General features: G+C 55.7%; 22 protein-coding genes. 9 read left to right on the top strand and 13 right to left on the bottom strand.

Annotated features, from left to right (window positions below; all coding sequences use genetic code 11):
• Positions 1-8: 8 nt before the first annotated feature.
• The 7 genes from scpB to D7D48_RS03260 all read right to left on the bottom strand — a co-directional run bounded on the left by scpB (position 9) and on the right by D7D48_RS03260 (position 6,188).
• A complete protein-coding gene (gene scpB / locus D7D48_RS03290) occupies positions 9-614 on the bottom strand; it encodes an SMC-Scp complex subunit ScpB (RefSeq protein WP_125229930.1) in 606 nt (201 codons plus the stop codon).
• Positions 611-1,393 carry a segregation and condensation protein A gene (locus D7D48_RS03285; RefSeq protein ID WP_425452541.1) on the bottom strand — a complete coding sequence of 261 codons (783 nt, stop codon included), beginning with the start codon at positions 1,391-1,393 and terminating at the stop codon, positions 611-613. Before D7D48_RS03285 ends, scpB begins: the two co-directional genes overlap by 4 nt.
• An 8-nt stretch (positions 1,394-1,401) precedes the next feature.
• Positions 1,402-2,451, bottom strand: a complete 1,050-nt coding sequence (nagZ, locus tag D7D48_RS03280; protein ID WP_125229928.1) for a beta-N-acetylhexosaminidase — start codon at positions 2,449-2,451, stop codon at positions 1,402-1,404.
• 75 nt (positions 2,452-2,526) lie between these two features.
• Positions 2,527-3,033, bottom strand: a complete 507-nt coding sequence (locus tag D7D48_RS03275; protein ID WP_125229927.1) for a DUF1993 domain-containing protein — start codon at positions 3,031-3,033, stop codon at positions 2,527-2,529.
• Positions 3,034-3,112: 79 nt separating this feature from the next.
• On the bottom strand, positions 3,113-3,772 hold the full coding sequence (locus D7D48_RS03270; protein WP_125229926.1) for an SPOR domain-containing protein: 660 nt from the start codon (positions 3,770-3,772) through the stop codon (positions 3,113-3,115).
• An 18-nt stretch (positions 3,773-3,790) separates the two neighbouring features.
• Complete coding sequence (gene argS, locus D7D48_RS03265) at positions 3,791-5,512, bottom strand: arginine--tRNA ligase (protein WP_125229925.1); 1,722 nt, start codon at positions 5,510-5,512, stop codon at positions 3,791-3,793.
• Between the two features lie 25 nt (positions 5,513-5,537).
• Positions 5,538-6,188, bottom strand: a complete 651-nt coding sequence (locus tag D7D48_RS03260) for a hypothetical protein (protein WP_245964321.1) — start codon at positions 6,186-6,188, stop codon at positions 5,538-5,540.
• A gap of 136 nt (positions 6,189-6,324) precedes the next feature.
• On the opposite strand from D7D48_RS03260, the gene ispH reads away from it, so the two are divergent.
• From ispH to rnhA, 3 genes are read left to right on the top strand one after another with little or no spacing between them, the layout of a single operon-like run.
• The gene (ispH, locus tag D7D48_RS03255) at positions 6,325-7,290 is read left to right on the top strand and encodes a 4-hydroxy-3-methylbut-2-enyl diphosphate reductase (RefSeq protein ID WP_125229924.1); all 966 of its coding nucleotides are present in this window, start codon (positions 6,325-6,327) and stop codon (positions 7,288-7,290) included.
• A gap of 1 nt (position 7,291) precedes the next feature.
• The gene (gene thrB / locus D7D48_RS03250) at positions 7,292-8,266 is read left to right on the top strand and encodes a homoserine kinase (protein ID WP_125229923.1); all 975 of its coding nucleotides are present in this window, start codon (positions 7,292-7,294) and stop codon (positions 8,264-8,266) included.
• Entirely contained in the window at positions 8,263-8,703 is a 441-nt protein-coding gene (gene rnhA, locus D7D48_RS03245) for a ribonuclease HI (protein ID WP_125229922.1), read from the top strand. Before thrB ends, rnhA begins: the two co-directional genes overlap by 4 nt.
• Here the strand turns inward: rnhA and D7D48_RS03240 are convergent.
• The 3 genes from D7D48_RS03240 to D7D48_RS03230 all read right to left on the bottom strand — a co-directional run bounded on the left by D7D48_RS03240 (position 8,700) and on the right by D7D48_RS03230 (position 11,828).
• Complete coding sequence (locus D7D48_RS03240; RefSeq protein ID WP_125229921.1) at positions 8,700-9,809, bottom strand: NAD(P)/FAD-dependent oxidoreductase; 1,110 nt, start codon at positions 9,807-9,809, stop codon at positions 8,700-8,702. The genes rnhA and D7D48_RS03240 overlap by 4 nt on opposite strands.
• Positions 9,806-10,756 (bottom strand): alpha/beta fold hydrolase, encoded by a 951-nt coding sequence (locus D7D48_RS03235; protein WP_125229920.1) that lies wholly within the window; start codon positions 10,754-10,756, stop codon positions 9,806-9,808. Before D7D48_RS03235 ends, D7D48_RS03240 begins: the two co-directional genes overlap by 4 nt.
• 64 nt (positions 10,757-10,820) lie before the next feature.
• Positions 10,821-11,828 (bottom strand): fumarylacetoacetate hydrolase family protein, encoded by a 1,008-nt coding sequence (locus D7D48_RS03230; RefSeq protein ID WP_125229919.1) that lies wholly within the window; start codon positions 11,826-11,828, stop codon positions 10,821-10,823.
• 79 nt (positions 11,829-11,907) lie between these two features.
• Here D7D48_RS03230 and D7D48_RS03225 point away from each other — a divergent pair, with 79 nt between their 5' ends.
• Entirely contained in the window at positions 11,908-12,855 is a 948-nt protein-coding gene (locus D7D48_RS03225; RefSeq protein WP_185739768.1) for a C13 family peptidase, read from the top strand.
• 13 nt (positions 12,856-12,868) lie between these two features.
• On the opposite strand, the gene D7D48_RS03220 is transcribed toward D7D48_RS03225, so the two are convergent.
• Together D7D48_RS03220 and maiA are read right to left on the bottom strand one after the other, a co-directional pair.
• Complete coding sequence (locus D7D48_RS03220; RefSeq protein WP_125229917.1) at positions 12,869-13,315, bottom strand: MarR family winged helix-turn-helix transcriptional regulator; 447 nt, start codon at positions 13,313-13,315, stop codon at positions 12,869-12,871.
• A complete protein-coding gene (gene maiA, locus D7D48_RS03215) occupies positions 13,315-13,947 on the bottom strand; it encodes a maleylacetoacetate isomerase (protein ID WP_125229916.1) in 633 nt (210 codons plus the stop codon). The genes D7D48_RS03220 and maiA overlap by 1 nt, the downstream gene beginning before the upstream one ends.
• Before the next feature lie 95 nt (positions 13,948-14,042).
• On the opposite strand from maiA, the gene D7D48_RS03210 reads away from it, so the two are divergent.
• Complete coding sequence (locus D7D48_RS03210) at positions 14,043-14,462, top strand: DUF2147 domain-containing protein (RefSeq protein ID WP_125229915.1); 420 nt, start codon at positions 14,043-14,045, stop codon at positions 14,460-14,462.
• Positions 14,463-14,499: 37 nt separating this feature from the next.
• On the opposite strand, the gene D7D48_RS03205 is transcribed toward D7D48_RS03210, so the two are convergent.
• Positions 14,500-15,357 (bottom strand): ABC transporter permease, encoded by an 858-nt coding sequence (locus tag D7D48_RS03205; protein WP_125229914.1) that lies wholly within the window; start codon positions 15,355-15,357, stop codon positions 14,500-14,502.
• A 91-nt stretch (positions 15,358-15,448) separates the two neighbouring features.
• Here D7D48_RS03205 and D7D48_RS03195 point away from each other — a divergent pair, with 91 nt between their 5' ends.
• The 4 genes from D7D48_RS03195 (at position 15,449) to D7D48_RS03180 (ending at position 19,962) form a co-directional block, all read left to right on the top strand.
• Positions 15,449-16,120 carry a GcrA family cell cycle regulator gene (locus D7D48_RS03195; RefSeq protein ID WP_125229913.1) on the top strand — a complete coding sequence of 224 codons (672 nt, stop codon included), beginning with the start codon at positions 15,449-15,451 and terminating at the stop codon, positions 16,118-16,120.
• A gap of 19 nt (positions 16,121-16,139) precedes the next feature.
• Positions 16,140-16,523 (top strand): PaaI family thioesterase, encoded by a 384-nt coding sequence (locus tag D7D48_RS03190; RefSeq protein WP_125229912.1) that lies wholly within the window; start codon positions 16,140-16,142, stop codon positions 16,521-16,523.
• A 72-nt stretch (positions 16,524-16,595) separates the two neighbouring features.
• Positions 16,596-18,584 (top strand): DNA topoisomerase IV subunit B, encoded by a 1,989-nt coding sequence (gene parE, locus D7D48_RS03185; protein WP_125229911.1) that lies wholly within the window; start codon positions 16,596-16,598, stop codon positions 18,582-18,584.
• A gap of 64 nt (positions 18,585-18,648) precedes the next feature.
• Positions 18,649-19,962, top strand: coding sequence for a serine hydrolase (locus tag D7D48_RS03180; RefSeq protein ID WP_125229910.1), 1,314 nt, complete (start codon positions 18,649-18,651; stop codon positions 19,960-19,962).
• Positions 19,963-19,964: the final 2 nt, after the last annotated feature.

The raw sequence follows: 19,964 nt of genomic DNA, 5'->3' as shown, positions 1-19,964 counted from the left end.
TCGCCTATTTAGGCGTTGTTTTCATCAATTGCCAGTTCGGCGTCACTTTCTTCGCCAGCAAACAGCATTTCACCCATTGCGCTATCAATCGGGTCCAGCAATCCCGCGGCTTTCAGGTCTGCAATTCCCGGCAAATCTTTGCGGCTAGTCAGCCCGAAATGCGTCAGGAAACCTGCCGTCGTGGCAAAAAGTAAAGGCCGCCCCGGCACTTCGCGGCGGCCAGCGGGGCGGACCCATCCTGCTTCCATCAAAACATCTAGGGTGCCTTTTGAAATCTGCACGCCGCGAATGGCCTCAATCTCGGCGCGACTGACGGGTTCATGATAAGCGATAATCGCCAATGTCTCGACCGCAGCGCGGCTGAGCTTTCGGGTTTCTTCGCGTTCGCGGCGTAGCAAATGTGCAAGATCTGCAGCGGTTTGAAAATGCCACGACTTGCCGCGCCGGACGAGCTCAATGCCGCGCCCCTCATAATGTAAAGCCAATTGCGTAAGCGCTGCCGCAACATCCACGCTATCACCGACATAGCCACGAATTTGTTCAACTGTCATCGGCTGGTCACTGGCGAACAAAGTCGCCTCCACCGCGCGCAGATCTGGATCGGTTTCGATCATCTTGCCTTTTTCCTCACCATCAATGGCGCGAAGGTCGCCTCTTGCTGCAAATCTACAATGCCACGTTTGGCGAGTTCCAAGGCCGCGACAAAGCTGGAGGCCAAAGCCGATTTACGCAAGGCTGGGTCTGCCATCGGCGGCAGAAACGCATGTATCGCTGTCCAGTCAATCGCACGGCCAATCATGGCCGACACGCGGTCCAACGCCTCCTCCAACGTCATGACTTGGCGCTTTTTAACGATGTGCATCGCAGGCGCTGTGCGGGCGTTGATTTGGCCATAAGCGGTGATCAGTTCAAAATAGTCGCATTCCCATGCCCGCGCTTTAACCACGCGCAACCCTTCAGGTGTGCCGCGGAAGAACACGTCGCGACCAATCCGGTCACGCGCCATTAAGCGTGCGCCGCTTTCCCGCATGGCGTTCAACCGTTCCAGCCGCAATTGCAGGCGCAATGCAAGCTCCTCCGGCGACGGGTCAATTGTCGGGTCCTTCGGCAGCAATAATGCCGATTTGAGGTAGGCGAGCCACGCCGCCATCACCAGATAATCAGCGGCAAGCTCTAGCTTCAGCGCGCGCGCCTCATCAATGAACACCAGATATTGTTCGACCAAGGCGAGAATAGACAATTGCCGCAAATCAACCTTTTGATTGCGGGCGAGTGCGAGCAATAGGTCCAACGGCCCTTCCCAACCGTCGATATCGATGGTCAGAACATCGGGACCAAATTCCGCTTTGGCAGCGCTCTCGTCGCGGAGGGCGTCCTCTGCGTCAAAGAGCATAGGCTCGGTCATGCCGCGCCGGTCGCTCCGCCTGTGAGTTTTGTGCTGGCGTCAGCCAAAGCCAATAACTGGTCGCGCTTGTCGAGTAAATGTGCCAGTCGGTCGGCGTCAAACGGCACCGGCGCAAGTGCCATCGCGCGGTCAAGCCGTGCGCGGGCAACCGGCGTAATTTCAGGCAAATTGTTAGCAATCGCGACCATCTCATCAAAGCGGCCCCAGCAGTTGAGAGCAAGGTCGCAGCCCGCCTGTACGCAGGCCAAAGCACGGCTTGCGACATCACCTTGCAACGCGTTCATATCAAGATCGTCGCTCATCAATAGGCCATCGAAACCGACGCTCTGGCGAATGATGTCGTCAATGACAACGCGTGACATGGTTGCGGTGTGCGTTTTGTCCCAAACATCATAGACAACATGCCCCGTCATGCCCATCGCGGCGGTGTTGAGCGCCCGGAATGGAGCAAGGTCTTGCTCAAGTTCCGCTGCGCTTGCAGTAACATGCGGCAAGTCATGATGGGTATCTACGGTGGCGCGCCCCTGCCCCGGCATGTGCTTGACGACGCCGATGACGCCGCCCAAGGCAAGTCCATCAAGGATTGCACGACCCAAGGCCGCGACGCGCATAGGGTCGCTGCCTAATGCGCGGTCGCCAATAGCGGAATGGGTATCAGGCACACGCACATCGAGAACAGGCAAGCAATCCACATTGATGCCGACTTCGGTCAGCGAGAGTGCAATAGCCTCTGCATTGCAACGGGCTGCCTCAATCGCGGTGATGGGCGCGATGTCATACAGCGCGTCGAACGCGCCGCCAGCGGGGAAGTCGGGCCAGACCGGCGGACGCATCCGCGCGACACGGCCACCCTCTTGATCAATCAGGATGGGCACATTGTCGCGCCCATGCAACGTCCGCAGACTATTTGTCAGGGCACGGACCTGCGCGCGATCCTCAATATTACGTTTAAACAGAATATAGCCTGCTGGCTCGACATCGCGAAACAGTCGTTTTTCATCATCCGTCAGGGTCAGGCCCGATAGGCCAAATATTACCGGCTTCATAAAAAGAACGCTAAGCCCGCCGCGCCCCCAAGGCAAGCATGGAGCATCGGGACGTGGCGCTTTAGCTGTGTATAATTACCGGATTGCGCCCAGAAAATCGAGCTTGCCCACGGGCACACCCTTCATGCGCAACAGCGCATAGGCCATGCTGAGATGGAAGAAGAAATTGGGGATGGCAAAGCCATGCACATATGTACTGCCGGTAAAGGGAATATCACCGCTAGGCGTAGTCAGCACGACCTTTGCATCTTCGCGGGCCTCAAAACCATTGGGTGATGTGGCTTGCAGAAAGGATATGGCCTTGGCCACACGGGCTTGGACATCGTCAAACGTCACCTCATCATCCGCCCAAGGTTGGTTTTCCACTTGGCCGACGCGCACCGCGACAAACTTCGCCGTATCGGTTGTCATCTGCACTTGCTTTGTCAGCGGGGCCATGTCGTCAATCAACCGCGCATTCAGCAATTCTGCCAAATCTATACCTTGCTCCGCAGCGAAAACCTTACCCTTTTCGAGCATGTTCGAGAGGTTTTTCAAACCGCGAATGAAAGCAGGAATGGAGACATCGTATAAAGCAGGCATATTCTTTTCCTCAGAAGGTTTGGCGCTGCTTAAGTTGCTATGTATAGCGCATCAACATGAAAAAGGGGATGTCGCTTCACTACCGCACAATAAGGCAATTCTCACCCGCTACCTTCAACTTCGCACAGAGTTGCTGCGCTTCGGATGAGTTCGCAGTGACGGCCTGCAGGCGAAAAACCGAGCGCCCTCCTTCTACATTGGCTTGAGCAATCTTGCTGTTCAGTCCCGCCAAAAAACCAAAGCGTTTTTTTAGACCCGTCCACGCCGCTTCGGCCTTAGCGGAATCGCCGAACGCACCAAGTTGCACTAAGACGGCATTTGTAGGCGCGCTCTTGATTGCAACGGGGGGCGCTGGCTGCACCGCTGTGGGTTGGGGTAGCGGGACAGTCCCAACGGAGGGCCCTGCAAGCACAGCGCCTGTTTTCTGACCTTCGCTTGCGGCAAAAGCAGAATCGCCTTCACCTTCAAAGCTTTTGCCGCCCGCATCCGCAGGCTTTTCCTTATAACTGCCCTTGGGCGCGACAATCAGTTCGCCTGTGCCATTTGCGCCGCCCGCTTGTCGGGGTTGAAGCCAATAATATCCCCCCACAATCGCCGCGAGCAACGCTAAGCCCCCAACCGCCCAGAAGGCGCCCCGCATAAACGATCCGTTCGCGGTAGCTGAATTACCGTCAGCGGTTTCGAGCCACGGCAAGCGATCATTGTCGTCGAGATTCAGCCCATCATTGTTGCGGTCCATCACGTCACGTCCCCGTCATTACATGTTGTATGCGGCTTCGACCCCCATCAGCCGCAATCCATTGCGCAGAACTTGCCCGATATTTTGTGCCATGAAAAGCCTCGCGCCTGTCATGTCAGGATTTTGTGCCAATATGAAACGCTTATCTGGCTGGTCATTGCCCAAGTTCCAATAAGCGTGGAACGCAGCTGCCAAATCATTAAGATAAAAAGCAATTCTGTGCGGCTCGCCTGATTTTGCGGCAGCTTCCACAATCCGCGGGAAATTTGCGGCTTCACGGATAAGGCCGATTTCCGCATCGCCCAGCAACGCTATATGCGTGCCATCGGGGCCAAGCCCTTCGAGCTCTGCCTTGCGCATGGTCGACGATATACGCGCATGCGCATATTGCACATAGAATACCGGATTATCCTTCGATGCTTCCACCACCTTGGCGAAATCGAAATCCATCTGCGCATCAGCCTTGCGGGTCAGCATCGTAAAGCGGACAACGTCCTTGCCCACTTCTTCAATGACCTCAGCCAAGGTTACGAAGCTGCCTGACCTTTTGGACATTTTAACAGGTTCGCCACCGCGCAGCAGGCGAACCATCTGCACCAACTTCACATCGAAATCGACCTTACCACCGGTCAGCGCATTGACAGCCGCCTTGATTCGTTTGACTGTGCCCGCATGATCCGCGCCCCAAATGTCGATCATAGCATCGACGCCTTGGCTTTTCTGGAAATGATAAGCGAGATCCGCACCAAAATAGGTCCAGCTGCCGTTGGATTTTTTGATAGGCCGGTCTTGGTCATCGCCAAATTGCGTTGAGCGGAACAAGGGTAGCGTTACAGGCTCCCAATCTTCGATTTCTTTGCCCTTTGGCTTTTCCAATTCGCCATCATAGACAAGTCCGCGCGCACGCAGTTCCTTCTCTGCGACATCCGCCTTACCTGCTTCATGCAGTTCAGCTTCGGACGAAAACAGGTCATGGTGGATGCCCAGCAAGGCCAAGTCCGCCTTGATCATCTCCATCATTTCGGCAACGGCGGCCTTGCGGAACAACGCAAGCCATTCGTGTTCTGGCGCGGCGACATATTGAGCACCAAAACGCTTCGCCAGCTGCTGGCCGACGGGGATTAGATAATCTCCGGGATACAGACCCTCCGCGATTTCGATGGTCTCGCCCAAGGCCTCACGATAACGTAAATGCGCTGAGCGGGCGAGGACATCAACTTGGCCACCTGCGTCGTTGATATAATATTCGCGGATGACCCGATAGCCGGCAAATTCGAGCAATTTGGCCAAAGCATCACCGACCACAGCGCCGCGGCAATGCCCCATATGCATGGGACCAGTTGGGTTCGCGGAGACATATTCTAAGTTCACCGACTTACCATCACCCACATGCGAGCGGCCATAATCATCGCCTGAGGTCGCCATAGCGCGCAATTCCTCAAGCCATGCCGAAGCATCGAGCCGCAGGTTTAGAAACCCAGGCCCAGCAATTTCGACAGCAGTAACGCTAGCAACCTTAGCTAGTTCAACCGACAAAGCCTCCGCCAAGGCACGCGGGTTGGTTCCTGCGGGTTTCGCCAGCACCATGGCTGCATTGGTGGAGATATCGCCATGCGTCGCATCGCGCGGCGGCTCGACCGTTACATTGCTACGGTCCAAATCCGCTGGCAAGGTTCCGAGCGTCACAAGTGCGTTCAGCGCATGATCGACATGCGCTGCATATTGTTCAAAAAGAGTCATGACTGTGCCTTGAAATTAACGCGGATCAACGCGTGACATTGTAACGCAGCTGATCTTCGGTCAGCTGAAAACCGATGAGCATTTCAAAGCTTGATCGGACAACCGCTGCGCGCACTTCGGGATCGGCCATGGGGTCAAGCGCTGCGTCGGGGTCGCCCGGTTTACGCTTCTTGGTGATTTTCTGCACGATTTCTGCAGGCAGGCTAGCAGCGTTCTTATCGATATAACCCGCTGCCTGCGCCTGCGCCGATGCGCGTTGCTGGCCATCGGCGAATTGCAGTGTGACTTGGCCAACGCGCTTGGCAACAACGGCGCTGCCGCCCTGAACCACCGTGTTAAAATAGGGTATTGTTACCGTCCGGCTTCCACGCGCATCGCTGCGCCGCGCTTGCACGTCAAATGCTGCTTGCGAGAAAATTTTATCGCCACTTTCATTGCATGTAGCGCGAATATTCGTGATTGCCGCAACCACATCGATAGCATCGGCGTCCGTGCTGTTCGATGGGTTAAAAATGGTAATGTCTCCCGTGCCATCGGGCACCGCAACCGTTGGGCAGCCGGACCGCGTGACATTTACGCCAACACCAGCAGCAACATCCAGGTCGCCGTCGCGTGAGCAACCGGCCAAAGTAGCTGCGGCAATACCTATGGTCAGGGCTTTGACGGCGAAGTTCATAAAGGGCAATCCTCGGTTTTCTTATACTTGGGTCGCGGGTGCGAAACGTGCATTGGTCCTTATCCCCCCATTGCGGCCCGCGCAACAGGGGAAAGGTCTTGGCGGATGCAGCGACTTTAACTAAGGAAGATTGCGCATGACTGAACAAACACTCTCCAAAAAATCGCTCCGCCTGCTTCTAGCCGCGCCCCGTGGTTTTTGCGCCGGCGTTGACCGCGCCATCCAGATTGTAGAGATAGCGCTCGAACAACATGGCGCGCCAGTCTATGTCCGCCATGAAATCGTACATAATCGCTATGTGGTCGATAGCCTAAAAGCCAAAGGCGCAGTTTTTGTTGAGGAGCTTGATGAAGTGCCCGATGGCGGCCATGTGGTATTTTCCGCGCATGGGGTTCCAAAATCGGTACCCGCCAATGCGCAGCAACGCGGCCTCGCCTATTTCGACGCGACCTGCCCCTTGGTTTCAAAAGTCCACAGGCAAGCCGAACGACAAGTGGAAGCCGGCCGCCACATCATTTTTGTCGGTCATGAAGGACATCCCGAAGTCATCGGTACCTTTGGCCAAGTGCCCATTGGTGCGATGACTTTAGTGGAAACCGCTGACGATGCGCGTTCAATTGCGCCCGCAGACCCGAACAATCTCGCATTTTTGACGCAAACAACATTGTCTGTCGATGATACGTCCGAAATCGTGGGCATCCTTCAACAGCGCTTCCCCAATATTGTCGGTCCCAAGGGTGAGGATATCTGTTACGCCACATCCAATCGTCAAGAATCGGTCAAAGCGATTGCGCATGAATGTGACCTTGTTCTCGTCATTGGTGCGCCGAATAGCTCCAACTCACTGCGTCTGGTGGAAGTTGCGGTACGGTCCGGTGCAACTGCCTATCTGGTTCAGCGCGCAGAAGATATCAGCCTCAATTGGTTTGATGATGTCCATACGCTTGGCCTAACCGCAGGTGCGTCGGCCCCTGAAGTTTTGGTGCGTGAGATTATCGACGCACTCTCGCTGCATTTCGATTTGGATGAGCAGCAGGTGACGACTGCAGAAGAGACCGTCACATTCAAACTGCCACGCGAACTGGCCAGCGTGGCGAACTGATTTGGCGGTTTATACCCAGTTAGGGCCGCAGCAGGTTGACACATTGCTGGCGCATTATGATGTCGGCAAACTTGTCGCATTGAAGGGCATTGCAGAGGGTGTCGAGAACAGCAATTTCTTCGTGCAAACCACGCAAAGTCGCTTCATCCTGACTCTTTATGAAAACCGCGTAAATCCTGATGATCTGCCGTTTTTCTATGCTTTGCTCAAACATTTACACGACGCAGGCTGCAAGGTGCCACAGTTTATCACCGATCGTGATGGCCAATGGCTTCAGACGATTGCGGGTCGACCGGCCTGCCTCATCGAATTTCTGGATGGCGTTTCGGTAACGGAGCCGACGGAGGCACAGGCGCATTCCACGGGCGCGGCATTGGGGCACATGCATCAGGCGCTGGCAGACTTTACCTTGTCGCGGCCAAATAGCCTTGGCGTTTCGGCATGGCGGCCCTTGGCGTCACGCTGCACGGTTGAGGGACTTGAATCCATCGCGACTGGTCTTTCGGCGAGGGTCTTTGCCGAATGTGATTATCTCGAGGCGTATTGGCCAACCGATCTGCCCGTTGCGGCGATTCATGCCGATCTATTTCCGGACAATGTCCTGATGCTGGGCGACAATGTCAGTGGGCTAATCGACTTCTACTTCGCTTGCTCGGAAGTCCGCGCTTATGACTTAGCGGTAACGCACAGCGCATGGTGCTTTTCCAATGATGGAACCGCTTTTGATGCAGAGGTGAGCGCCGGCTTGCTTTCGGGTTATGCGGATTACCTACCCTTGGACACCGCAACGCGGGAGGCTTTACCTATATTGCTGCGCGGCGCGTGCCTGCGGTTCCTGCTTACGCGGTGTTATGACTGGATTAACACGCCGGCAAATGCGCTTGTGACGCGCAAAGATCCGCTGGCTTTCCTGCGCCGACTGGATTTTTACAGTGATGGCAGACATGTTGAGAATATGTTGGGGCATTATACGTGAAAAAGCTTGAGATTTTCACCGATGGTGCCTGCAAGGGTAACCCCGGCCCAGGCGGTTGGGGCGCTGTAATCCGTTATGGTAAGCATGAAAAAGAAATTTCGGGCGGCGAACCCGACACTACCAACAACCGTATGGAACTTTCCGCGGCGATTCAGGCGCTCAAAACCCTGATCGAGCCGTGCCATGTCAAATTGCACACTGACAGCAAATATGTCCTCGATGGTATCACCAAATGGATCCACGGCTGGCAACGCAATGGTTGGAAAAACGCATCAAAACAGCCCGTCCGCAACGCCGATTTATGGCGTGACCTTATCGACGCCGCTGCCCGGCATCAGGTCGAATGGATTTGGGTGAAAGGGCATAGTGGCCATCCGGAAAATGAACGCGCCGATCGGCTGGCCAGTGACGCAGCGGAGATTGCGGCGCAGCGTTAACGAAACCGCGATGGCGTATAGACATACGCGTCGACTTTGGACGGCGCGGTGATAGCTTCATCGAGCAATGACGCGGCAAGCTGCGCTGCGGCAGGTGCGGTCTGGATACCAAAGCCGCCCTGCCCCGCGAACCAGAAAAATGCGTCATTCGCTCCATCACGGCCGATGACGGGCAATCGATCCGGTGCGAAGCTGCGCAGCCCAGCCCATTTATGTTCGACGCGCTGAATGTCCCAATCCACAACGGTCTGCAGACGATCAATGGCGGTGGCAACGTCCAACTCCTCTGGTGCAGCGTCGCAGGGCGAGGTTGCCGTTTCGTCATGCGGACTAAGCCATAAGCGGCCGCCTGCGTCAGGCTTGAAGTAGAAACTACCGTCCAGTCCAATGACCAAGGGCAAGTCCGCCGGTACGTCTGGCGACACGACCAATTGTGCAATGGTGCGGCGATAGGGTTGGATGTTCAGGGGCTGGACCTGCGCCATTTGCGCCACGTCATCCGCCCATGCGCCCGCCGCGTTGATGATGATTTTTGCCGTGCAGTTCAAGCCGCCTGCCGCAATCTGCCAGAGGCCATTTCGCCACTTAGCGGCGTTCAGTCGGCTGTTGCAGTGTAGCGCCGCGCCTTGTTGTTTGGCTTGGCGCAAATATGCGGCATGGAGTGCGGCAACATCAATGTCGCAACAGTCTGGTTCCCAAAGGCCATGCGTCCATTCGCTGCGTAATCCCGGAACACGCGCCGCTACAGCCGCGCGGTCACTGACATCGATCTGCACGCCGCTGGCCGCAAATTCGGCGAGCATATTGTCCGCCATCGGCGTCTGTTCCGATGTGCCGATGTGCAGCGCACCGCGCTTGTGCATCAATGGGCCGTCATGAAAATCCGCAGGCGGCGCGGCCAGAAACGGCCCCGAAGCGGTGGTGAGCGGTTGCACCGCTGGCCCGCCATAACATTCGACCCAAAATGCCGCCGACCGGCCGGTCGAATGATAACCGGGATGCGCCTCTGCCTCAATCAACGCTACAGATGCCCGCGCGGACAATTGGGCGGCAAGGCTTGCGCCGGCAATGCCGGCACCGATAATCGCAAAGTCAAAGTCGCTCATGGTCGCGGTGCGTTAGCTTCCAAAAAGCTGTCGATCCGCGCGAGGCACTGGTCACGCACGGGATCCGCCTCCCGCAACAATTCATGCGCGGCTTCCTTGCCAAAAATCAATATTTCGGCATGTGGCAGGCGCTTACTGTCGGCGATGACGCGCGGCGTGCTAACCAATTGGTCCCCAGTGGTCGCGAGCAGCAAAATGGGCGTTTTTACGGCCTCCAGCAAGCCCGGTGCTTCCAGCATACGGATGGATGCAATTGCCCGTTCGATCCAATGCCAGCTTGGCGGGCCTAATTTGACATTAGGACGCAATTTCCACCAGGCGATTTCGTCTTCGTAACGGGCATCGTCATGCGTCAACATTTTGCCACGCATTTCCATAGGCGACATCGGCTTCTCGCTGATTTTCCAAGCGGCATCATTGCCCTTACCAATTTTTACCATCAGCTTTGCAAAAGCATGATTCAGGGCCAGCGGCAGGCCGCCGGTCTGAATACCCAACATCGGCGCACTTAAAACGACCGCGTCAGGGTCTATCGCTTTTTCCACCAAAGCGCGCATCGCCAGTTGTCCACCCATGCTGTGTGCCATCACAACATGAAGGCCTGGCTTTTCCTGTTTCCAAGCATTCCAGAAATGCCGCAAGTCAGCAATCCACGTTGCGAAATCATCGATATGGCCAACATGCGGATCCGCCAATAGCCGTCCGGATTCGCCTTGCCCGCGCCAATCAATCGCTGTTACGCGCCAGCCGGCATCGGCATAATAGGCCAGCGTCTCCAAATATTTCTCATAATGGTCACCGCGCCCCGGTAGAAACAATAATGACCCGCGCGGTGGGTTCGCCCCTTGCCAATCAATACGGCGAATGGCCCATTGATCGGCGGCATGCCAGATGCTTTCCACGGCTTCAGCGGGGATGGCACGTCGGTTCATAGCTGTGTTGGACATGTGCATGGCCGTCTTTCGTAATATATGCGGTACAGATATTGAAGGGGTGGTAGCGGAAGGCCCTTCAACTTATTCGAACGGTCTGCTCAATAGCGCCAAAAATAGTGTGTCCGGCCTTGTCGAGCACTTCAATCCGCACAACGTCACCGCCCTTTAGGAATGGTGTTACCATGTTGCCCGTCTGTATTTTTTCGACCATCCGCACTTCGGCCAAACAGCTATAGCCAAGGCCGCCAGCGGAGATGGGTTTACCAGGTCCACCATCGGCATCACGGTTGGACACTGTGCCCGAACCAATAATCGACCCGGCCCCGATATTGCGCGTCTTGGCAAGGTGCGCGATCAAGGTTCCAAAATCAAAAGTGCAATCGTCTGAAGCCACCGCCCGTCCAAATGGCACACCATTAAGGTCGACATTCAATGGACGGTGCAGTTTTCCATCTTTCCAATAATCTCCAAGGCTGTCCGGCGTAACAAAGACGGGAGACAAGGCGCTGGCGGGTTTGGATTGGACAAAGCCAAAACCCTTTTCCAACTCGGCAGGGATCAGGTTGCGTAAGGACACATCGTTCACAAGGCCAATCAGCCGGATATAAGACAGGGCATCTGCAGCCGATGTGCCTTGCGGGACATCGCCCGTCACGACCACAATCTCCGCCTCCAAATCACATCCCCATGCTTCATCAACCAAAGGGATATCATCTCGCGCGCCCATGAATGCATCAGAACCGCCCTGATACATTAATGGGTCATGCCAAAAACTTTCGGGCAGAACGGCGCCCCGCGCTTTACGGACCAATTCGACATGATTGACATAGGCCGAACCGTCCGCCCATTGATACGCACGCGGCAAAGGTGCGGCGGCGTCATGTTCATGAAAACGTTCGCGCGGTATGACGGCATGTTCCAGATCAGTTGCGAGCGCTTGCAATCGAGGGGCAAACTCTTCCCAATCGTCAAGGGCAGCCTGCAACGTCGGAACGATATGCGCGGCATCGGCATACCAAGCAAGATTGTCCGAAACGACAACCAGATGTCCGTCACGGCCTGACTTCAATGATGCAAGTTTCATAGTCTTTCTCCGGCTTTTGTCCTTCATGCAACGATATTGCAGTTGCGGCAACTGCAACTCTGCGTTTAGACTTAGGGACATGGCAGTTAAGAACGCCAAATTGCGATTAGTTCAGGCAGGAGCGATGGCGCTTTCACTGCTCGTGACCGGCTCTGCCTTTAGCCAGCAACAAAGTTTCAATACTGTCGAAGCCGCAAAAAACGGCTGGTTTGCCGAACAGAACAGGTCAGCAAATTGGTATTTGGCGCAGCACAAAAAGCTGTCGACAGCGCTCAATGCGCTGCAACCGCAAAGGCCGGGAGTCGTTGATGCCTATGTGGTCTCCATTGGCCTTGATTCAGATGGGGTCTTTGCGCGCGAATCTGCTGAAGCCGCCAAAATATTGGCGCGGCGTTATGGGGCTGCAGGTCGCACTGTATATTTAACCACTGGCGGCGATGATAAAGCCACAGGCGCGCCGCAAGGGTCACCGTCAAACCTCGCTACCGCATTGGCCGCGATTGCTGACAAGATGAATACACAGGAAGATGTCCTCATCCTTTTCGCTACTACCCATGGTGATCCTGTTTCGGGACTTGCCTATCGTGATAAGGAATATGCCGCCGGTATGATCGCGCCACAACGGCTGGCCGATTTGCTGGATGGTGTCGGTGTTAAACGCCGCATGGTGCTTCTATCAGCCTGCTATTCCGGTATCTTCATTCCGCTACTCACCAATGATCAAACCGTTATTGTGACGGCCGCATCGTCGCAACGCCCGTCATTTGGTTGCACGCCCGGTAATGATTGGACCTTTTTTGGCGACGCGTTGATGAACAACGCCTTTCGCAAACCACAGAAATTTGACGCCGCTATCGTTGAAGCCACGGGGCTCATTCGGCAATGGGAAGGTGCATTGGACCTGCCCCCATCACGGCCGCAGGTTTTCGTGGGCGAAAATGCGCGAATCTGGTTAGACGTCCTGGAGAGTAAAATGCCCACAACCGCCAGTGCGAAGGTCGGGCGCCCCGCGATATCAACCGATTGAAATTATCGCAAATTCACCCCAACTCCTCGACCCGTTTGCGCAATTGCGCCAACATTGCCTCCAGCAACTTCGCTTCACCGCTGCCTAATATCTTCTCAAGTTCGGCCTCTAATGCCAGCGCCTCAGGCACAATTTGTTCGTACAAATCGCGACCTGCAGGCGTAAGCGCCAAATGATGTGACCGGCCATCCAACATGTTCGGCACACGGCTAATCAGGCTGCGGTCCTCCAATGCCTTGCACGCGCGGTTAACGGTGACCTTATCCATCGCGGTTGTGGCAACCAATTCACGCTGCGTTGCCACATCGCTTTCGCCCAACAGCGCCATGACCCGCCATTCGGGGACCTTTAGCGCAAATTTCCCGCGATAGGCGCGCGCGATAAGGTCACTGACCGCGTTCGATGTAATGGATAATTGATAGGGCAGAAACGCACGGAGTGTCAGTTTTTGAGTTGGCATCAATCGGGCTTTACTTGGTCAGGATGCGCCGCGGCAAAGGCCGGAATCTCGGTTAGCGCGGCGTCCAACCGCAATAGCTTGGGAAAGGCATCAAGCGGCGTATGCACACGGCGGGCATTCGCCATTTGCGGGACAAGGCAGACATCCGCCAAATTGGGCAGGTCGCCGCCGAACAAGCCATGTTCGGGGGCCATAGCCTCTAACGCCGTAAAGCCTTCGATTATCCAGTGCCGGTACCATTGGTCCACAGCCTCTTGCGATTGCCCCATCTGGTCCTTCAGATATCTTAGGACACGCAAATTATCGATGGGATGTATGTCGGCAGCAATAATCAACGCCTGCGCCAAAGTTTTCGCCCGCTCCGCCGGATTTGACGAAACCATCACGGGTGCGGGATATACCGCATCGAGATAGTCAATAATCGCCAGGCTTTGCGTCAAATCATGCCCGTCGATGGACAGCATCGGAACAAAGCCTTGCGGATTGCGCGCAACATAATCTGGGGCCCTTTGTGCATTGTCCAGAAGGCTGGTTGGTACACGCGTATAAGGCACATTTTTAAGGTTCAGCACAATACGTACACGATAGCTTGCGGACGAACGCCAGTAATCAAAAAGGATTATCTCACTCATGCGCCAGCTAATTAGCATGGCACGGGCAAAAGGGCAAAAGCATTGCAGCTTGCATATTCCCAGTTTATGTTCTTTTTCAACGCAAAGGACCAAATATGCACCACGCTAAAACATGGATGATCGCCGCCGTAATGTGCGCGGCAGTTCCGGCACATGCCGCCGCACCAATTTCCGGGCGTTGGATCACGCAAAGCAAGGATGGCGTGGTTGAAGTGTACCAATGCGGCGCGGCTTTATGCGGGAAGTTGGTAAAGTTTCTCGTCAACCCGCCAGCAGGTGCAGCCGCAAAAGACGTAAACAATCCTGACAAGGCGCTGCGCAACCGAACGATATTGGGTATGAATGTCCTGACGGGATTCAAGTCGGACGGCAAAGAATGGAAAGGTCAGATTTACGATCCGAAGTCGGGTAAAACCTATCGCTCCATCGTCTATAAGGGCAAATCAGGCAATTTGGTCGTCAAAGGATGCATTGGCCCCTTTTGTCAGGCACAGACATGGACGCCAGCCAGCTAAGCCGCAGGACAGCTTAAACACATATTTTTGGCGTCGTTTAAGCCCGTAATTTCCATCCAGAACGCAGCAAGAGATAACAGCAAAGCCCCAACACCGCATTGATGCCCAATAAAAGCAGCGCGCCAAACATCACCGGGCTATCTGCGTTACCGATAAAGCCATAACGGAAACCCGAAATCGCGTAGAAAAACGGGTTAGCGTGGCTAATCGCCTGAAAAACAGGCGATAATTTATCGACCGAATAGAATGTGCCAGACAACAAAGCCGCAGGCGCAACGACGAAGTTGCTGACTGCTGCTGCATGGTCAAACTTTTCCGCCCAAATGGATGTCATAACCCCAATAAGCGCAAGCATCATGGACCCCATCAGCCCAAACCACAAAACGGCCCAATAATGCACAGGCATAACGTGCACACCGGGCCAAAATAGCATCGCGAGCCATATTGTCCCGCCAACAAGAAACGCCCGCGTCACTGCGGCCGCTGTGAGCGCGGCCAAAACCTCCGCATTGGACAAAGGTGGCATCAGATAATCCACAATCGTGCCCTGAATTTTACCCACCAGCAAAGAGAAGCTCGAGTTCGCAAACGCGTTCTGCATCATGCCCATGATGATAAGGCCCGGCGCAATGAAATCTGCGAAAGACACACCCAGCACGGTTGGCTTGACCGAGCCCAAAGCGACGGTGAAGATAATCAGATAGAGTAAAGTCGTAATGGAGGGGGCCCACAAGGTTTGCAGCTGCACCTTAAAAAAGCGGCGCACCTCTTTCATGTACAAGGTTTGCAGCCCAACCCAGTTTACATTGCGGATATGGCGTTCGCCGTCGGGCAGTTGCACAAGGGGGTTCGCATCCCTATCTTGGCCAATATTGCTTTTATAGTGGATAGTCATCGCGCAATCGACTATCGGCTTGCAACGATAACCGCAAGGCGCAATCGCGTCATACAGGCGGCAAATAGAACTCGTTATTGGAATTGCATTTATGTCGTGGACCGACCAGCGGATTGATCAGTTAAAGGCGCTTTGGGACAAAGGCCTGACCGCAAGCCAGATTGCCGACGAACTTGGCGGCGTTAGCCGCAATGCCGTTATTGGTAAGGCGCACCGTTTGGGCCTGAAATCGCGCCCTTCGCCTGTAAAGTCCAACGACGCTGATAAAAAAGCTGCGCCGAAAAAGGCTGCACCTGCGCCTGCAAAAGCATCCGTCGCCGCTGCGCCAGCGCGTCCGCGCCCATCCGCACCCGTTGCCGAACCAGCGGCACCCGTGCGCGCTGATGATGATGCAGCTGAAGTGCCCGCAACGCGCGCATCGGCAATGCCGCGCATCGTTTCAATTGGCCCCGGCGGCTTCATGCGTCAGGGCCCCGGCGATCAACAAGCGCCCATCCCACCTGCCCCGCCACGCCGCCTTGTGCCCGCAAAGCCAAGCCCAGAAATGGCGGATAAAACCTCTTTGCTCGATTTGAATGAGCGCATTTGCCGCTGGCCACTTGGTCACCCCGGTGAAGCGGATTTCCATTTTTGCGGCGTGCCAGTAAACCCCGGCTTCCCATATTGCGTCGAACATTGCGGCCGTGCGTATCAGGCGCAGCTTCCACGCGGTGTACGCCGTCCTCCTCCCCCCATGCCATTTGGCGGCCCAAGGGTTCGTTAAGGTAGCGATGAGATAGAGCATGGATCATCCATTTGCGGATCTCATCGGGTTAACATTAGATCAACAAGGCTGCGGTAGCAGCACATTTTCGCTGTCGGTCGATGATCGGCATTTAAATCCGCACGGTGTTGTTCATGGCGCTGTCCTCTACGCAATGGCGGATACAGGCATGGGCGCGGCGCTTTATTCGACACTCGATGCTGGATATGCGTGCGCGACAATTGATATCTCGATAAGCTATTTCCGGCCAGTCGCGGAGGGCCTGTTGCTGTGCCAAACCGTTTTAGAAAATAAGGGCCGAACCGTTGCCCATTTAACCGCCCGTATCACCCAGAATGACAAGTTGGTTGCGCAGGCAAGTGGCAATTTCGCCATTATGACCACGCCCCCGGAAACACGCTGATCCGGTTTATTTCCACAGACGAGTTTCGTTCGGCTGTTGCGCCGCCGACTCTCCCGCGCCTATAGCATTATTATGACCGATGACCTGTTCGGCGGCAGCGCGGCCGCCACCGCCGCATCCAATGATTATACCGCTTCTGCGATTGAGGTGTTGGAGGGGCTTGAGCCTGTTCGCCGTCGTCCCGGCATGTATATTGGCGGCATTGATGAACGCGCGTTGCACCATCTGGCATCCGAAGTGCTCGACAACTCAATGGATGAGGCTGTTGCAGGCCACGCCAGCCGGATCGAAGTGCATTTGGGTGTCGGTAACCGCTTGACCATTACCGACAATGGGCGGGGCATTCCTGTCGATCCACATCCCAAATTCCCAGACAAGTCGGCGCTTGAGGTTATTCTTACCACCTTGCACTCCGGCGGTAAATTCACCGACAAGGCCTATGCGACCTCCGGCGGGTTGCATGGCGTGGGTGTTTCGGTAGTGAACGCGCTGTCGACAGACACGTTGGTTGAAGTTGCGCGCAACAAGCAGCTCTACCGTCAGCGTTTTTCGCAAGGTCTGCCACTCGGTAAGTTGGAGGAATTGGGCCCAACACCCAACCGGCGCGGGACAACAATTGCCTTTACGCCCGACCCAGAGATTTTCGGCGCAGACGCCAAGTTTAAACCTGCGCGGTTGTTCCGTCTGGCACGGTCAAAGGCTTATTTGTTCGCAGGTGTCGAAATCCGCTGGCGCTGCGATGCCGAACTGGCCAGCGAAGACGTGCCCGCCGAAGCCGTGTTTCAATTCCCGGGCGGCCTGTCCGACCATTTGCGGGAGCAGCTTGGCACCCGTGCCTGCGCCACCACCGAATTTTTCGCCGGGACGCAGGATTTCCCTGATGCACAGGGCCGCGTCGAATGGGCCATTTCCTGGCCCTTATATTCGGACGGATCCTATAGCTGGTATTGTAACACTATCCCTACACCAGATGGCGGCACGCATGAAGCGGGCGTACGCGCCGCGCTGACCAAGGGCCTGCGCGCCTTTGGTGAATTGATTGGCCAGAAAAAAGCCGCGCAAATTTCGGCAGAAGATATTTTCAATGAAGCCGAATTGATGTTGTCGGTGTTCATTCGCAACCCGCAATTCCAAAGCCAGACCAAAGACCGGCTGACTTCGCCTGAAGCCACGCGTCTTGTCGAAAACGCGGTGCGTGATCATTTTGACCATTATCTTGCCGACAATATGGAGCGCGGCAAGGCGTTGATGGGCTTCATCCTTGAAAAAGTCGACGACCGCTTGCGCCGCAAGGCCGAACGGGAGGTCAAGCGCAAGACCGCGACCTCTGGCCGCAAGGTACGCTTGCCCGGCAAGCTGACCGATTGCGCCTCGGATGATCCCACAGGCACCGAATTGTTCATCGTCGAAGGCGACAGCGCCGGCGGTAGCGCGAAGCAAGCGCGCAACCGCAAGACTCAGGCGATACTGCCGATCCGGGGTAAAATCCTAAATGTCGCCTCGGCCACCGCCGACAAAATTCGCGCGAACAATGAAATCGCTGACCTGCAACTGGCGCTGGGCTGTGGCACCCGCAAGGACTGCAACCCTGATAATCTGCGCTATGAACGCATCATCATCATGACCGATGCTGACGTTGACGGCGCGCATATCGCGACCTTGCTGATGACATTTTTCTTCCAAGAAATGGCAGAAATTGTGAAAGCTGGGCATCTGTTCCTCGCACGGCCGCCGCTCTATCGCCTGACGCATGGCAGCCAAAGCGTCTACGCCGCCGACGACGCGCACCGCGCCGAGTTAGAAGCCACCGTATTCAAGGGCAAAAAGGTGGATGTCGGGCGCTTTAAGGGCTTGGGCGAAATGAACCCGAACCAGCTTAAAGAAACCACAATGGACCCGACATCTCGCTCGCTGATCCGCATCACCTTGCCGCATGAATATGAACGCCGCGCGGTGGTCAACGACTTGGTCGACCGGTTGATGGGCAAAAATCCGGAACACCGGTTCAACTTCATCCAAGAAAATGCCGCGCAGTTGGATGAGGATACGATTGACGCTTGACCACTGAGGGCGACTTGTCATTCTGAGGGAATATTGCCCCCCGAAAACAGAACAAGGCGCTTTCATGAACCGCATCATCCTCGCAGTCTCCATCGCCGCACTGGCATCTGTTGGCGCACCCGTTAGCGCGCAAACAGGCGCAGCGCCCACGCCGTCAGCCGCAAAGGCCAGCGGCCCGCTCGAGCTTCGCGTGGAGCAACTGCCCGCTATGCTTTCGGGCAAGGTGGCAGCGACCGATTTCTTCGCGCCTTCGTTTCTTGCCCTCGTATCGGAAAAGCAGCTTAAGACCTTGTCCGACCAATTCATCGCGCAATATGGCCAGCCGCTTAAGGTCACTTCGGTCGCGCCAAATGGCCCATTTAGCGCTGTGGTGATGATCGAATTCGAACGCGCAATCGCAAATGCTGAAATCGCGGTCGAGGCAGTTGCGCCGAATAAGGTGGTTGGCCTGGTCATCAAAGGCTTTGAGGTGAAAGGCGACTCGCTTGCAAAAGTTGACGCCGAATTCGCGGCTTTGCCCGGCGCGGCAGGATATCTGATCGAAAAGGTGGCGGCCAACGGCACACGCACGCAAATTGCGGGCCGAAATGTCACGCAGCAATTCGCTATTGGTTCCACCTTCAAGCTGTATGTGCTGGCCGAACTTGCGTCGCAGGTCGATGCTGGCCGCCGCAAATGGTCGGACGTTGTGCCGCTGACGGCCATTAGCTATTCGTCCCCAGCCACGCAGGGCTGGCCGCGCGATACGCCGGTGACGTTGCAAACATTGGCGACTTGGATGATCTCCATCAGCGACAATACCGCCACTGACGCACTGATTGGCGTCTTGGGACGTGAGGCGATTGAGAAGAAGCTGGCGCTGGTGGGGCATAGCAACCCGGACAAAGCTTTGCCTCTGCTCACCACCGTCGAGGCCTTTGCGCTGAAAACCAATCCAGCGTTACGCAAGGCATTCGAGACCGCAACGGAGGCGCAACAACGCGCATTGTTGGACGAAAAGGCCGCAGAGCTTACCTATGAGAAGGTCAATCTCGTATTGCTCGGTTCGGGCCCAGCGGCGATCGACAGCATTGAATGGTTCGCCACGCCAGTAGATATTGCTGCCCTGCTGCACAATATGCGCGGCATGAATAATGAAACGATGTTGAACATCATGGCGGTGAACAAAGGCGTTTCGCCAGCCTCTGCGTCGAAATGGGCGTATTTGGGCTACAAGGGCGGGTCAGAGCCCGGCGTGATTTCGATGAGCTATTTGGCCAAGTCGAAGGCGGGGGATTTTTACACCGTGACCGGAAGCTGGAACAACAATGCGGCAAACGTCGATAACGCCGTTTTTGCGAACTTGATGGGGCGGTTGTTGGACAATGTGGCGGAGTAACC

The sequence above is a fragment of the Sphingorhabdus wooponensis genome (assembly GCF_003933235.1).
Lineage (GTDB): Bacteria > Pseudomonadota > Alphaproteobacteria > Sphingomonadales > Sphingomonadaceae > Sphingorhabdus_B > Sphingorhabdus_B wooponensis.
This window is presented reverse-complemented; position numbering and strand designations above follow the sequence as displayed.